Here is a 13,794-nt window from a genome sequence, read left to right as displayed (position 1 = left end):
CTACGCGGCCAGGAATGCCGAGTTCTGCCGCACCAGGGCCGACTTCAGCTTTTCCATGGCACGGGTTTCGATCTGTCGAACCCGCTCCTTGGAGATGCCAAGCGTAGTGCCCAGCTCTTCCAGCGTCGCACCCTCCTCGCTCAGCCGGCGCTCCTCGATGATCTGCAGTTCGCGCGCGTTGAGCACGCCGAGTGCGTCGTGCAGCCAGCCCGACCGCCGTTCGATGTCGATCGCATCGCCGACGAGTTCATCCGGCAATGGATCGTCGGAGACCAAAAGATCCATGCGCTCGCCGGCATCGCCATCGTCGCTTAGCGGCGCGTTGAGCGAGGTGTCAGGCACCGACAGGCGCATGTCCATCATGGCGACGTCCGCTTCTGACACCCCGAGCGCCAAGGATATTTCCTGATACGCCGAACTGTTGCCGAGCGGACCGCCACCCTGTGCAAGGCGCGCGCGCATGCGGCGCAGGTTGAAGAACAGCGATTTCTGGGCCGAACTCGTGCCGCCCCTGACGATCGACCAGTTGCGCAGGATGTAGTCCTGCATGGAAGCCCGTATCCACCAGCTGGCATAGGTCGAAAAGCGCACTTCCCGCTGCGGGTCGAAGCGCGCGGCAGCCTCGAGCAGTCCGACATGGCCTTCCTGGATGAGATCGCCAATCGGCAGTCCATAGCGCCGGAACTTGACCGCCATGGCGATGACGAGGCGCATATGGGCGGTGGTAATGCGGTTCAGCGCGTCCTGGTCGTGCTGTTCTTTCCAGCGGATCGCCAGTTCCAGCTCTTCGCCACGTTCCAGATAGGGCGCGCGCGACGCGGCCCGCAGCATCATCTGTTCGCCAGCAAGGCCTGCCCGGTCCATATACATGCTTCGCCCCTTGTTGCGTGAGCAAGCCGGGCGCACCGTGAATGCGGACGCTGCCCCGCAAGGCTATTAACGCAAGATGCCGGACAATGTTCCACAAGGGCCGGGCACAGCGCATGTGCGTAGATTCAGATTCCAACAACGATGCATAATTGAAATTTCATTCCTTATCTTGACCGCCGGCATCTGCGAGATTGCACCCAATCACAACTTCGCCGGCCCTCGTTGCCGGCCCAAAATCGGGATCGCATGAAATGAACTGGTTGAAATCGCTGGCCGTTGCCGCAACGCTCCAGATTGTAGCCGTTGGCGCAAGCCACGCAGGCGAGAACCTCAATGAGATCAAGGCTGCCGGCGTGTTCAAGATCGGCACCGAAGGCACCTATGCGCCTTTCACCTACCATGACGCCTCGGGCGCCCTGGTCGGCTTCGACGTCGAGATTGGCCGCGAGATCGCCAAGCGCCTCGGCGTCAAGGCCGAATTCCTCGAAGGCAAGTGGGACGGCCTGATCGCCGGCATCGACGCCAAGCGCTACGACGCCGTCATCAACCAGGTCGGCATCACCGAGGCGCGCCAGGCCAAGTACGACTTCTCCGAGCCCTACATCACGTCCAAGGCCGTTCTCATCGTCAGCGGCAAGAACGAGGACATCAAGGGCTTCGCCGATCTCAAGGGCAAGAAGTCGGCCCAGTCGCTGACCAGCAATTTCGGCAAGATTGCCGAAGCCAATGGCGCCGAACTCGTCGGCACCGACGGCTTCGACCAGTCGATCCAGCTGGTGCTCAACGGCCGCGCCGACGCCACCATCAACGACTCCCTGTCCTTCTACGACTTCAAGAAGCACAAGCCCGACGCAGACGTGAAGATCGTCGCCGAAGAAGAAAAGGCCGACTCCTCCGGCGTCATCGTGCGCAAGGGCGAACCGGAGCTGGTCGAGGCGATCAACAAGGCGCTGGCCGAGATCAAGGCCGACGGCACCTACAAGAAGATCTCCGAGACCTACTTCGGCACGGACGTCTCGCAGTAACCGCATTGCCCATCGGGCTGCACTAGCCGGCAGCCGATGGGCATTGATTTTTCCACCTCTCATTTTTCCCATGAACTTGCCCGGAAAATCTGCGATTTTCCGGGCTCGTTTGTTGTGGGGAGGGAGCATTCATCTTGCCACACTGGCTGCAATTGATGCTGGAATCGCTCGGCCCCCTGTTGTGGGCCGCGCTCGTTTTCACCGCACCGCTGACGCTTCTCTCTTTCGCTTTCGGCCTGGCGGTTGGGCTGGGCGCAGCGCTTGCCCGGCTGTTCGGGCCGGCCTGGCTATCGGCGATCGTGCGCTTCTATGTCTGGATCATCCGCGGTACGCCGCTTCTGGTGCAGCTGTTCCTGATCTTCTACGGCCTGCCGAGCATCGGCGTCGTGCTCGACGCCTTCCCGGCCGCGCTGATCGGTTTCACGCTCAATGTCGGCGCCTACTCCTCCGAGATCATCCGCGCCGCCATCAGTTCGGTCGCCAAGGGACAATGGGAAGCGGCCTATTCGATCGGCATGACATGGTCGCAGGCGATGCGCCGGACCATCCTGCCGCAGGCGGCGCGCGTAGCGGTGCCGCCGCTGTCCAATACCTTCATCTCGCTGGTCAAGGACACCTCGCTGGCAGCCGCCATCACCGTACCGGAGATGTTCCAGGCAGCACAGCGCATCGTCGCCACCACCTACGAGCCGCTGATCCTCTATGTCGAGGCAGCCCTGCTCTATCTCGCCATGAGTTCGGTGCTGTCGGCCCTGCAGGTCAGGCTGGAGAAGCGGCTCAACCGTTATGGCGGCTTCCTGGAGGCGCGGACATGATCGGGCTTTCCAACATCGTCAAGAGCTTCGGCGACAATACCGTGCTCAAGGGCGTCTCGGTCGAGATTCGGGAAGGCAGCGTCACCGCCCTCGTCGGCCCGTCCGGCGGCGGCAAGAGCACGCTTCTGCGCTGCATCAACCTGCTGGAGATCCCGACCTCCGGCACGGTACGCATCGGCGACGACACGCTCGAGTTTCGCCCGGATGTCAGGGTGCCGACCAGAGCGATCCAGCAACTGCGCCGCCAGACCGGCATGGTGTTCCAGAACTTCCAGCTGTTCCCGCATCGCACCGCGATCGAGAACGTGATGGAAGGGCTGGTGACCGTGTTGAGATGGCCGGAGGCCAAGGCCCGCGAACGCGCTTTGGCCCTGCTCGAAAAGGTCGGCATGGCGCACAAAATCGATGCCTGGCCGGCAACGCTGTCCGGCGGCCAGCAGCAGCGCGTGGCAATAGCCCGGGCACTGGCGCCGTCACCGAAGGTGCTGCTGTGCGACGAACCGACGTCGGCACTGGACCCGGAACTCGCCCAGGAGGTGGTCGACGTGCTCGGCCAGCTGGCGCGCGAGGGTACGACCATGGTGATCGCGACCCACGACCTGCGCCTGGCCTCGAAGATCGCCCACGAGGTGGTGTTCCTCGAAGCAGGAACGGTCGTCGAGAAGGGTCCTGCGAGCGAGGTGTTCGGCAATCCGACGCATCAGCGTACCAAGCGCTTCATCGCGACGATCACGCATCAGCACGACCACGGCAAGGGTGGCGAAGGCTGACGTCGCCACACCTGCCTGAAACAAAAAACCCGGCCATTGGCCGGGTTTTTCGTAATCTATAGAAGCATGCCAGATCAGGCTGCTTCTTCCTGCTCGGCGTCGGCTTCCTCGTTGTCGGCCTTGGCGCCACGCTTCGGACCCTTGTTGAGGTTGGCCTCGATCAGGCGAACGGCTTCGGTCTCCGACAGGCGATTGACGGCTGCCAGTTCGCGCGCCATGCGGTCGAGCGCGGCTTCATAGAGCTGGCGCTCAGAATACGACTGCTCCGGCTGGTTGTCGGCACGGTAGAGATCGCGCACGACTTCCGAGATCGAGATCAGGTCGCCCGAATTGATCTTCGCATCGTATTCCTGGGCCCGGCGCGACCACATGGTGCGCTTGACGCGGGCACGGCCCTGCACGACCTTCAGAGCACGTTCGACATAGTCGGTCTCGGACAGCTTGCGCATACCGATCGAGGTCGCCTTGGCGACCGGCACCTTCAGGCGCATCTTGTCCTTCTGGAAATCGATCACAAACAGCTCAAGCTTGTGTCCCGCCACTTCCTGCTCGTCGATGGATACGATCTGGCCGACGCCATGCGCCGGGTAGACAATGTACTCGCCGGTCTTGAAACCGTGACGCGCTGCGGATTTCTTCTGCGGGATGGAAGTTGCCATACGCCCTGAACTCCTTCTTGTAACACCGGCCCGCCGAGGCCGGCTGAACGAGGATGGTCGGCTAACGCGACCTTGTGCCGCACGACAATCGACCCCCAACCGGGAAGAGCTTGGACCGGTAAACCGCTAAAGCAGCGGCCTCCGGGCCAGATCACTCTGGTCCGAATTGGGGCTGTCACCTTTCAGTGATTTAGGCTTCGCGCCATAGATCGACGTTGTGTCATCGGCATGTTGATCTAGCTCTAACACAAAAAGTCGGAAGAATCAAGGTTTTGCTGCATGCGCGAAGAGCGCACGGCGTCAAGAGCAACCGGCGACGCGCAAAGCCTTGATGCAATGAGCTAGTATGGTGGCTTTCAGTTGCCTTCGCCGGGCGCCTCGGAGAAATACTGTTCGAACTTGCCTTCGACGCCGTCGAATTCCTTGGCTTCGGGCAGTTCGTCCTTCTTGACGGTCAGGTTCGGCCACTTGCTAGCGTATTCGGTGTTGATCTTGAGCCATTTGTCGAGCCCCGGCTCGGTGTCGGGCTTGATCGCATCCGCCGGGCACTCGGGCTCGCAGACGCCGCAGTCGATGCACTCGTCGGGATGGATGACGAGCATGTTCTCGCCTTCATAGAAACAGTCGACCGGACACACCTCGACGCAGTCGGTGTACTTGCACTTGATGCAATTGTCGGTGACGACGTAGGTCATGAGGCAGGCTCCGGGACTTCCCGTATTTCGTATCTTTCGGTGAGGTATCCCCTTTGAAGGGGTCTTGCAAGGGCGGCCATTCCGCGCAGAAGCCGCTTGGCGGAACGCAATTCTCATCTTGACGGCAGAGCCTTCAACGGCTTTGCGTTACTCGCTGCGCAGCCGGTCTGTGGCTCGCCGTTCCTTCTTGGTCGGACGTCCGCTTCCGGCCTCGCGCAATGGCGGCCGGGCATCGGGCGGCGCCTGGTCCTTCGGTGTCGGAACCGGCGAAATGTCCTCATAGAGCTTGCGCGCCTCTTCGGCGGGCCCGCGCCGCTCGCCAGGAAGCAGAACCTTATAGACCAGGATGCGTCGGTCGAGCGTGATCGTCAGCACATCGCCCGACTTGACCATGTCGGAGGCCTGGCCAAGCTTCTGGCCGTTGCACCTGACGCCGCCTGATTGCGCCAGCTTGGCGCCAAGCGAACGCGATTTGACCGCGCGCGAGAAGAACAGCCACTTGTCGATGCGCTGTCTTCCCTCGCCGGCCAAGGCTGCTACTTCTTGAGCTGGTCGCGCAGCGCGGCGAGCTTGGCAAAGGGCGAATCGGGATCGATGCGCACCGGACGCTCTTCGCGCGGCTTCGGCTGGAACGCGGGCTTGCCCTTGAAGCCGCTGCGGTCGCCGCCATGCTTTTCGCCCTGCGGGCGCTCGCCACGGCCACGGTTATCCGGACGTCCGCCCTCGCCCTGCGGCTTGCCGCCGGGCTTGCGATCGAAGCGCGGACGACCGCCATCGCGGCCTTCGCCACCCTCGCGCCCACCGTTGCGGTTGCCCTCGCCCTGCCGGGCTGCGGGCGCACCGGCTGCACGCGGCTCGCGCTGGCCGCCGCGCGGGCGGTTGTCCTGGCGATGGCGCGGACGCTGCTCGAAGCGGCCCTGGCGCCACAGAAGGATGGGCTTGGGCTCTTCCGCGATTTCGGAGGCGTCTGCGGCGGCGGCTTCCACCGGAGGCGCTTCGGCAACAGCGTCAGCAGCGGCAGTTACCACTTCCGGCTCGGACGCTGCTTCAGGCTCGGCTTCGACCACCGGCTCAACGGCAACCTCGGCCGCAGGTTCAGCAATGGCTTCGACTTGCTCGATAGCCACCTCGGGCACCTGTTCGGCCCGCTCGCTCTCGGGCGCCTGTTCGGCGCCGTCGGAAGCCGCTTGCTCAGTGGTTTCGGCCGTCTCGATGAAGGGTTCGGCGGAGACTTCGTCGCTTTTGGCCACAGCCTCTGCGGCTGCGGCCCTGTCTGCCTGCGCCTTGGCCACTGCTTCACGTGCCGCGGTGTCGATCGTTTCGAGCTTTCCCTTGACCTCGGCGGCCGGCTTGGGCTCGGCGCGATAGCCAAGGCCCTTGAGGATCTCTTCCATATCGTCGCCGGTGGCGCCGAGGATCGACATCATCTGCGGCGTGACGATGAACGAGCTGCCGTCATAAGCGCCTTCCGGACGGGCGCCGGTGCCCTGCTTCCAGGCGAGTGCGGGGCGGATGAGGTCGGCGAGACGCTCGAGGATGTCGACACGCACGGCGCGGCGGCCGAGATTTCGGAAGCCGGCGAGCTTGTAGAACGTCTTGTCGAAGGCCGGGTCGATGACCACCGAGGTGCGGCCAGCGGCGAGCGCATGGACAACATCGCCGAAGCCCGGCTTGTCCTTGCCGTCATTCTTGAGCGCCCACAGCAGCGTCACCAAGCCGGCAGGCGCCGGCTTGATCAAGGCCGGGACAAAGACGTGATAGGCGCCGAAGCGCACGCCGAGGCGACGAAGCGCTGCACGGCCTTCCTGGTCGAGCGACTTCACGTCCTCGGCGATGTCGCGGCGATTGATCAGGCCGAAATTCTCGACCAGCTGGAAAGCGATGCCACGACCGATGCCGGACAGCTGCTCGGCGGCTTTGAGATCGACCAGCGGCTTGAGCAGCGACTCGATCTGGAAATTGACGAAGCGTTCGGCGCGCGCTGCGACCTTGTCGCGTGACGGGCCGGTCAGTTGCTCGTCGGCCAAAAGGACGATGCGCGGCTTGAGCGCATCCTCGCCTTCGACCAACGTGCCGATGGGCGCGCCGATCCAGCGCAGCACACCATCGGAGCCGAGCGCGATGTCGCCATTGGGCGACGCCGCGAACCGTTCGGCGCGTGTGTCGAATTCGGTTGCAAGCGCCTTCTGGGCCGCCGTGCGCACCGCCTTGGCGTCTTCTCCGCCCGCGCTCTGGTCGGCGGTGAAACGGAACCCTTGCAGTTCGCCGACATGGTGGCCCTCGACGAGGACGGTTCCGGACGGGCTGATTTCGGCTTCAAGCATAGTGTTTTCTCTAAGGCGGCGCATGAGGACGGAAGTCCTGCGGTCTACAAAGCGTTTCGTCAACCGCTCATGCAGCGCATCCGACAATCTGTCTTCGATGTCGCGCGTTTTTTCTTGCCAGTGTGCCGGATCGGCAAGCCAGCCGGGGCGGTTTGAGACAAATGTCCAGGTCCGGATCTGTGCGATCCGGTGCGAAAGCGTGTCGATGTCGCCTTCGGTGGAATCGGCGCGACGCACCTGCTCGGCCATGTAGGTTTCGTCGACATGGCCGCGCCGGGCGAGGTCGTCATACATCGAGGCGATCAGGTCGGCGTGTTGCGCCGGCGCGATCCTGCGATAGTCGGGCAGCGCGCAGGTTTCCCACAAAAGGGCGACTCGCTCGTGGTTGGTGGCGAGCGATCGGATGTTTTCGTCGCGCGAGAGATGTTCGAGCGCCTGCGCGTCGACAGCGGGCAGCGCGCGCGTCAGGCCCTCGACGGGTGCCACCGTGTCGATCGAGCGCTTGAGCGTGTCGAGGCTGGTGAAATCGAAGTTAGCGGTGCGCCACTGCAGCACCTTGACCGGCTCGAAGTCGTGGCCCTCGATCTTTTCGATGAGGTCCTCCTCGAACGGGTCGACCTGGCCGGTGACGCCGAAGGTGCCGTCGCGCAGGTGACGGCCGGCACGTCCGGCGATCTGGCCAAGCTCTGCTGCGGTCAACTGGCGATACTGGTAGCCGTCGAACTTCCTGTTCTGGGCAAAGGCGACATGGTCGACGTCGAGATTGAGGCCCATGCCGATGGCATCGGTGGCGATCAGGTAGTCGACGTCGCCGGACTGGTAGAGCTCGACCTGGGCATTGCGGGTGCGCGGGCTGAGTGCGCCGAGCACCACCGCCGCACCGCCCTGCTGGCGGCGGATCAGCTCGGCGATGCCGTAAACCTCGTCGGCGGAGAAGGCGACGATGGCCGAACGGCGCGGCAGCCGCGTCAGCTTCTTGGAACCGGCATAGGCAAGATGCGACAGCCGCGGACGGGTGACCACCGACACGCCCTTCAACAGCTTCTGCAGGATGCCGTGCATGGTGGCGGCGCCGAGCAGCAGCGTCTCTTGCTTGCCGCGCAGATGCAGGATGCGGTCGGTGAAGATGTGGCCGCGCTCGAGGTCGCCGGCAAGCTGGACCTCGTCGATGGCGACGAAGGCGGCATCCGTCTGGCGCGGCATCGCCTCGACGGTGCAGACCGAATATCTGGCGCCGGCCGGCAGGATCTTCTCTTCGCCGGTGACCAGCGCCACCTTGTGGGCCCCGACCTTTTCGCAAAGTCGCCCATAGACTTCGCGTGCGAGCAGCCTGAGCGGCAGGCCGATGATGCCGCTTTCGTGCGCGACCATGCGCTCGATGGCGAGATGGGTCTTGCCGGTATTGGTGGGCCCCAGCACCGCGGTCACATCGCGGCCTGACAGGATCAGCGGGTCGTTCGGCCTGGAGTGAACATTCATACTAGAGAACCGCCCTCGGCGCCGGGGACAGCCCGGCGTTGCGCCGCCTGTCGCGACGAGTGGACACATAGGGATTTGCAAGCCGAAGCGAAAGCGGAATGTTCCAGATTTAAGAGTTGGAACGAGTCTGGAACGAATCAGCGACGAATCACTGACTCCGACTGATTCAGGTTTTGTTCACCCCAACATATAGATGATACCCTTGCAAGCTGCACCACATGCAGAATCTCTAAAGTGGCCCGTTTCGTGCTTCTACACGCCCGCCGTTAACCTTTGCCGGCCAAGCGAAGAAACCTGCGCGTCAACCGCGTGCAAAATAATGAATTTGTTGACGTTTCCTACCGGCGGGTTAACGGTCGGAGCCGCCGTCCGCGGCATTTAGTTAAGATTTGAACCAAATGCGGAACGAACAGGCGACGAATCACTGTTCGGGCAATTTTCCCGATTTGTTCACCACTAGATGTAGTATCAGGCCGGCTTCTCCACCTATTATCCACAGCCTATGCACCGCGCTGTCCACAGCGGCTCGATCGCCGCATTAACTTTTGCGTGCCATGGCGGCACACCCGTGCTTCAGCAAAAATACCTGTGATTGCATTACGTTAAGGGAACAACACCCGTTGTGCCCGGGATCGGAGCATGTCTCCATTGCGACGTTAAGTCTGCGCGGCGGGGGATGCCCAGGCGGGGCCTCCGGAAAATGCGGCGCACCACGCAGGCGCACGATATTGGAGGGAATATCATGTCCAAACGTCTATTCGCCGAGTTTCTCGGCACATTCTGGCTCGTCTTCGGCGGCTGCGGCAGCGCTGTCCTTGCCGCTGCGTTCCCCGAACTGGGTATCGGTTTTTCCGGCGTTGCGTTGGCGTTCGGCCTTACGGTGCTGACCATGGCCTATGCGGTCGGCGGCATTTCCGGCGGGCACTTCAATCCCGCCGTCTCCGTCGGCCTGATGATGGCCGGGCGTTTCGAGGCCAAGGATCTGGTCCCCTACGTCATCGCCCAGTTGATCGGCGCGGTCGCCGCTTCCACGGTGCTGTACCTCATCGTCAGCGGCAAGGCCGATTTCGCCGGTATCGGCGGCTTTGCCACCAACGGCTATGGCGACGCCTCGCCGGGCAAATTTGGCCTGTCCTCGGCGCTGATCATCGAGGTCGTGCTGACCTTCATGTTCCTGATGATCATCCTCGGCTCGACCAGCGAACGCGTTCCGGCCGGCTTTGCGCCGATCGCCATCGGCCTCGCCTTGACGCTCATCCACCTGATCTCGATTCCGGTGACCAACACTTCGGTCAACCCTGCGCGCTCTACCGGCCCGGCGCTGTTCGTCGGCGGTGTCGCCCTGCAACAGCTCTGGCTGTTCTGGGTCGCCCCGATCGTCGGGGCAGCGCTTGCCGGCATCGCCCACAAGTCGCTGTTCGGCGACAAGTAGCCGAACCACCGCACCAAACGGAAACGGCGCCTTGCGGCGCCGTTTTCTTTATGGAGATGATTGCCTGTTATCAGACGAAATATTGCCCGCCATTGGCCGAAAGGGTCGCGCCGGTAACGAAGCCTGACTCTTCGGAGGCCAGGAACACCACGCAGCGAGCAATCTCTCCCGGTTCGCCAAGCCGGCCGACCGGGATCTGGGCGATGATCGATTCGCGGACCTTTTCCGGCACCGCCATCACCATTTCGGTGGCGATGTAGCCCGGACAGATGACGTTGACGGTGATGCCCGCGCGTGCCCCTTCTTGGGCCAGCGCCTTGGTGAAGCCGATGTCGCCGGCCTTCGACGCCGAGTAGTTGGCCTGTCCGGCCTGGCCCTTCTGGCCGTTGATTGAGGAAATGGTGATGACGCGGCCGAACTTGCGGTCGCGCATACCACTCCACAGCGGATGGGTCATGTTGAAGGCGCCGTTCAGGTTGGTGTCGATGACCTCTTTCCACTGCTCGCGCGTCATCTTGTGGAACATCGAGTCGCGCGTGATGCCGGCGTTGTTGACCAGCACCGAGACCGGGCCGAGGTCGGCCTCGACCTGCTTGATGCCGGCCTCGCAGGCATCGTAGTCGGCAACCGACCATTTGTAGACCGGGATGCCCGTCTCGGCCTTGAACTTCTGCGCAGCCTCGTCGTTGCCGGCATAGTTGGCGGCGACCTTGTAGCCTGCGTTCTTCAGCGCGACCGAAATCGCGGCGCCAATGCCGCGGGTTCCGCCAGTGACGAGTGCAACCTTGCTCATGCGCTTCCCCTTTTCTGCTGCTTTATGGCCTGCCTTCGCGACAGACCTTTAGAGGCAAAAAGGGCGGCACATTGGCCGCCCTTTTCTTGTTTCCGAGTTACATCGCCTCGACACACATCGCGACGCCCATGCCGCCGCCGATGCACAGGGTCGCGAGACCCTTCTTGGCGCTGCGTCGCCGCATCTCGTAGACCAGCGTATTGAAGACGCGGGCACCGGAAGCGCCAACCGGATGGCCGATGGCGATGGCGCCGCCATTGACGTTGACGATCGCCGGATCCCAGCCCATGTCCTTGTTGACCGCGCAGGCCTGCGCCGCGAACGCCTCGTTGGCCTCGACGAGGTCGAGGTCGCCGACCGACCAGCCGGCCTTTTCGAGCGCCTTGCGCGATGCCGGGATCGGGCCGGTGCCCATGATCTGCGGATCGACGCCGGCGGTTGCCCAGGAGACGATGCGGACCAGCGGGGTGAGGCCGCGGCGCACGGCTTCGGCTTCGGTCATCAACACGACCGCCGCAGCCCCGTCATTGATTCCGGAAGCGTTTCCGGCTGTGACGGTGCCTTCCTTGTCGAAGGCTGGCCGCAGCTTGGCCAGTGAATCGAGCGTCGCGCCATGGCGGATATATTCGTCCTGGTCGACGATGGTGTCGCCCTTCTTGCCCTTGATGGTGACGGGGACGATCTCGTCGGCAAAACGCCCGGCCTTCTGGGCCGCTTCGGCCTTGTTCTGCGAGGCGACGGCGAACTGATCCTGCTCGTCGCGCGTCAACTGCCACTGGCGGGCAACGTTCTCGGCGGTGTTGCCCATGTGGTAGCCGTAGAAGGCGTCGGTCAGGCCATCCTTGATCATCGTGTCGATCATCTTGAAGTCGCCCATCTTCACCCCGCCGCGCAGATGCTGGCAGTGCGGCGCCATGGACATCGATTCCTGGCCGCCGGCGACGATGATCTTGGCGTCGCCCGTGGCGATCTGCTGCATGCCGATGGCGATGGTGCGCAGGCCCGAGCCGCAAAGCTGATTGAGACCCCAGGCTGTCGCTTCCTGCGGCACGCCCGCGGCCATCGCGGCCTGGCGGGCCGGGTTCTGGCCGGCGCCAGCGGCGAGGATCTGGCCAAGGATGACCTCGTCGACTTCCTTGGGATCGACACCGGCGCGGGCCAGTACTTCCCTGACGGCGATGGCGCCCAGTTCGTGTGCCGGCGTGTTGGCGAAGGCGCCGTTGAACGAGCCTACCGGCGTGCGGGCGGCGCTGGCGACGACGATGGAGGACGAGGCGGACATGTTTCTCTCCAGACTTCGTGAGACGAATGGTTTGTTGCGCGTCGAGGACGTTGGCGCTCATGACTTTTCTTGCCCGTTCCAGGACCCGAGTCAAACCGGAAAATCGCTGGAATGCCTATGCTGCGGCCGCACTGCAGCAAATGCTGCGCAGCATTTTTTTGCCGGCGTTGACCCGCCTTGCCTTCTTGCAGTGCACAAACCGCTTGGATTTGCGGTTGCTTTGCGCTTATCCTGCTTTCCGGCGAAATGTTACCGGCTGCTTACATGGCATACCGGTCTTCCGGGGGAGGATGCTGATGCCTGCTAAAGACACGCCGATCGTCATCAAGAAATACGCCAACCGTCGGCTCTACAATACCGGCACGAGTACTTATGTGACGCTCGAAGACTTGGCCGAGATGGTCAAGAAAGGTGAAGAATTCACCGTACAGGATGCCAAGACCGGCGAAGACATCACCCATCCGGTGCTGACGCAGATCATCTTCGAACTGGAGAACAAGGACGGCCAGAACATGCTGCCGATCCCGTTCCTGCGGCAGTTGATCTCCTTCTACGGCGACCAGATGCAGATGGTGGTGCCGAGCTTCCTCGAACAGTCGATGCTTGCCTTCTCCAAGGAGCAGGAGCGTTTCCGCGAGCAGATGAAGTCGGCCTTCGGCAAGGCGCCGACCGACATGATCAAGGGCGCGACGCCGATGAAGGCGCTCGAGGAACAGACGCGCCGCAACATGGAACTGTTCCAGAACGCGATGCGCATGTTCACCCCCTTCCCGGCGCCCGGCACTGGCACAGCACCCGCCGAACCGGCCAGGAAAGACGCGCCTGAAAAGCTGGACGAGTTGAAGGAACTCAAGGAACAGCTTGCTGCGATGCAGCGGAAGATCGACTCGATGGGGTGAGGCACGGTCGGCCAAAGGCGGCGGAAAGCCAATTGCTTGGCTTTCCGAGCGTCGAGCGCCCGGAGCGATAGCGAAGACCGGGCCGATGTGAAGGTGCGACCAGCGGGACTGCTGCAGCCAGTCAGGTCCGGCAAGGGCACTCTTGGCCAAGGGCCGACAAAATCTCCAAGCTGACTTCTGAAATCCACAGCGAATGTCGTTGGCATCGCATCGCCAGCGCGCGGGTCCCTACCCTTTGGGCGAGAGATTTTCAACCTGACGCAGGGTTTTGCTCGGCCGCCCAAGCGTGTTTGCTAGGCGGCCATCAATCGGAGGACCAACCATGACAGAACTGACGCTGGCCAAGGCCAACGCCATCATCGCCACCGCGTTCGAACTGGGCGGCAAGAGCAACTTCAAGCCGCTCGGCATCGCCGTGCTCGACGCCGGCGGCCACCTGCTCGCCTTCCAGCGCCAGGACGGCTCTCCGTTCATCCGCGCCGAAGTCGCTTCGGGCAAGGCCTATGGCGCGCTCGCCGTAGGCTCAAGCTCGCGTGCACTCGGCGTTGCCGCGGTCGAACGGCCGCATTTCTTCCAGGGGCTTTCAGCGGTTTCCGGCGGCAAGATCGTGCCGGTTCCGGGCGGCGTGCTGATCCGCAACAAGGATGGCGCCGTGCTCGGCGCGGTCGGCATCTCCGGCGACACGTCGGACAATGACGAACTGGCCGCTATGGCCGGCATCGAATCGGCCGGCTTTGTCGCCAAGGTCTGA

13 protein-coding genes are annotated in these 13,794 nt (G+C 63.1%); 6 read left to right on the top strand and 7 right to left on the bottom strand.

Annotated elements, in window-relative coordinates; all coding sequences use genetic code 11:
- Positions 1–870 (bottom strand): RNA polymerase factor sigma-32, encoded by an 870-nt coding sequence (locus CO731_RS06695; protein WP_108606496.1) that lies wholly within the window; start codon positions 868–870, stop codon positions 1–3.
- Positions 871–1,121: 251 nt separating this feature from the next.
- Between CO731_RS06695 and CO731_RS06690 the strand changes: the two genes are divergently transcribed.
- From CO731_RS06690 to CO731_RS06680, 3 genes are all read left to right on the top strand, one after another.
- The gene (locus tag CO731_RS06690) at positions 1,122–1,895 is read left to right on the top strand and encodes an amino acid ABC transporter substrate-binding protein (RefSeq protein ID WP_108606495.1); all 774 of its coding nucleotides are present in this window, start codon (positions 1,122–1,124) and stop codon (positions 1,893–1,895) included.
- A 134-nt stretch (positions 1,896–2,029) separates the two neighbouring features.
- Positions 2,030–2,710, top strand: a complete 681-nt coding sequence (locus tag CO731_RS06685) for an amino acid ABC transporter permease (RefSeq protein WP_108606494.1) — start codon at positions 2,030–2,032, stop codon at positions 2,708–2,710.
- Complete coding sequence (locus CO731_RS06680; RefSeq protein WP_108606493.1) at positions 2,707–3,480, top strand: amino acid ABC transporter ATP-binding protein; 774 nt, start codon at positions 2,707–2,709, stop codon at positions 3,478–3,480. Before CO731_RS06685 ends, CO731_RS06680 begins: the two co-directional genes overlap by 4 nt.
- 74 nt (positions 3,481–3,554) lie before the next feature.
- On the opposite strand, the gene CO731_RS06675 is transcribed toward CO731_RS06680, so the two are convergent.
- The 4 genes from CO731_RS06675 to CO731_RS06660 form a co-directional block, all read right to left on the bottom strand.
- Positions 3,555–4,139 carry a CarD family transcriptional regulator gene (locus tag CO731_RS06675; RefSeq protein WP_055974645.1) on the bottom strand — a complete coding sequence of 195 codons (585 nt, stop codon included), beginning with the start codon at positions 4,137–4,139 and terminating at the stop codon, positions 3,555–3,557.
- A gap of 356 nt (positions 4,140–4,495) precedes the next feature.
- The gene (gene fdxA / locus CO731_RS06670) at positions 4,496–4,834 is read right to left on the bottom strand and encodes a ferredoxin FdxA (protein WP_055974648.1); all 339 of its coding nucleotides are present in this window, start codon (positions 4,832–4,834) and stop codon (positions 4,496–4,498) included.
- Between the two features lie 147 nt (positions 4,835–4,981).
- The gene (locus tag CO731_RS06665; RefSeq protein WP_108606492.1) at positions 4,982–5,365 is read right to left on the bottom strand and encodes an RNA-binding S4 domain-containing protein; all 384 of its coding nucleotides are present in this window, start codon (positions 5,363–5,365) and stop codon (positions 4,982–4,984) included.
- A gap of 5 nt (positions 5,366–5,370) precedes the next feature.
- A complete protein-coding gene (locus CO731_RS06660; RefSeq protein ID WP_108606491.1) occupies positions 5,371–8,637 on the bottom strand; it encodes a helicase-related protein in 3,267 nt (1,088 codons plus the stop codon).
- A gap of 742 nt (positions 8,638–9,379) precedes the next feature.
- Between CO731_RS06660 and aqpZ the strand changes: the two genes are divergently transcribed.
- A complete protein-coding gene (gene aqpZ, locus CO731_RS06655) occupies positions 9,380–10,069 on the top strand; it encodes an aquaporin Z (RefSeq protein ID WP_108606490.1) in 690 nt (229 codons plus the stop codon).
- A gap of 70 nt (positions 10,070–10,139) precedes the next feature.
- Here the strand turns inward: aqpZ and CO731_RS06650 are convergent, their stop codons facing one another.
- Both CO731_RS06650 and CO731_RS06645 read right to left on the bottom strand, forming a co-directional pair.
- On the bottom strand, positions 10,140–10,862 hold the full coding sequence (locus CO731_RS06650; protein ID WP_108606489.1) for a beta-ketoacyl-ACP reductase: 723 nt from the start codon (positions 10,860–10,862) through the stop codon (positions 10,140–10,142).
- A gap of 97 nt (positions 10,863–10,959) precedes the next feature.
- Positions 10,960–12,144 carry an acetyl-CoA C-acetyltransferase gene (locus CO731_RS06645; RefSeq protein WP_108606488.1) on the bottom strand — a complete coding sequence of 395 codons (1,185 nt, stop codon included), beginning with the start codon at positions 12,142–12,144 and terminating at the stop codon, positions 10,960–10,962.
- Positions 12,145–12,440: 296 nt separating this feature from the next.
- On the opposite strand from CO731_RS06645, the gene phaR reads away from it, so the two are divergent.
- Together phaR and CO731_RS06635 are read left to right on the top strand one after the other, a co-directional pair.
- Positions 12,441–13,043, top strand: coding sequence for a polyhydroxyalkanoate synthesis repressor PhaR (phaR, locus tag CO731_RS06640; RefSeq protein WP_108609671.1), 603 nt, complete (start codon positions 12,441–12,443; stop codon positions 13,041–13,043).
- A gap of 322 nt (positions 13,044–13,365) precedes the next feature.
- Positions 13,366–13,794, top strand: coding sequence for a heme-binding protein (locus tag CO731_RS06635; protein ID WP_108606487.1), 429 nt, complete (start codon positions 13,366–13,368; stop codon positions 13,792–13,794).

Origin of the sequence: Aminobacter sp. MSH1 (genome assembly GCF_003071665.1) — a bacterium.
GTDB lineage: Bacteria > Pseudomonadota > Alphaproteobacteria > Rhizobiales > Rhizobiaceae > Aminobacter > Aminobacter niigataensis.
Note: the sequence above shows the minus strand (reverse complement) of the source record. Positions and strands in the feature narration are given on the sequence as shown.

Coding starts and splice junctions, on each gene's coding strand:
- CO731_RS06660 (WP_108606491.1), bottom strand. CDS start 8,637: ATGAATGTTCACTCCAGGCCGAACGACCCGCTGATCCTGTCAGGCCGC.
- CO731_RS06635 (WP_108606487.1), top strand. CDS start 13,366: ATGACAGAACTGACGCTGGCCAAGGCCAACGCCATCATCGCCACCGCG.
- CO731_RS06695 (WP_108606496.1), bottom strand. CDS start 870: ATGTATATGGACCGGGCAGGCCTTGCTGGCGAACAGATGATGCTGCGG.
- CO731_RS06690 (WP_108606495.1), top strand. CDS start 1,122: ATGAACTGGTTGAAATCGCTGGCCGTTGCCGCAACGCTCCAGATTGTA.
- CO731_RS06650 (WP_108606489.1), bottom strand. CDS start 10,862: ATGAGCAAGGTTGCACTCGTCACTGGCGGAACCCGCGGCATTGGCGCC.
- CO731_RS06645 (WP_108606488.1), bottom strand. CDS start 12,144: ATGTCCGCCTCGTCCTCCATCGTCGTCGCCAGCGCCGCCCGCACGCCG.
- phaR (WP_108609671.1), top strand. CDS start 12,441: ATGCCTGCTAAAGACACGCCGATCGTCATCAAGAAATACGCCAACCGT.
- CO731_RS06680 (WP_108606493.1), top strand. CDS start 2,707: ATGATCGGGCTTTCCAACATCGTCAAGAGCTTCGGCGACAATACCGTG.
- aqpZ (WP_108606490.1), top strand. CDS start 9,380: ATGTCCAAACGTCTATTCGCCGAGTTTCTCGGCACATTCTGGCTCGTC.
- CO731_RS06675 (WP_055974645.1), bottom strand. CDS start 4,139: ATGGCAACTTCCATCCCGCAGAAGAAATCCGCAGCGCGTCACGGTTTC.
- fdxA (WP_055974648.1), bottom strand. CDS start 4,834: ATGACCTACGTCGTCACCGACAATTGCATCAAGTGCAAGTACACCGAC.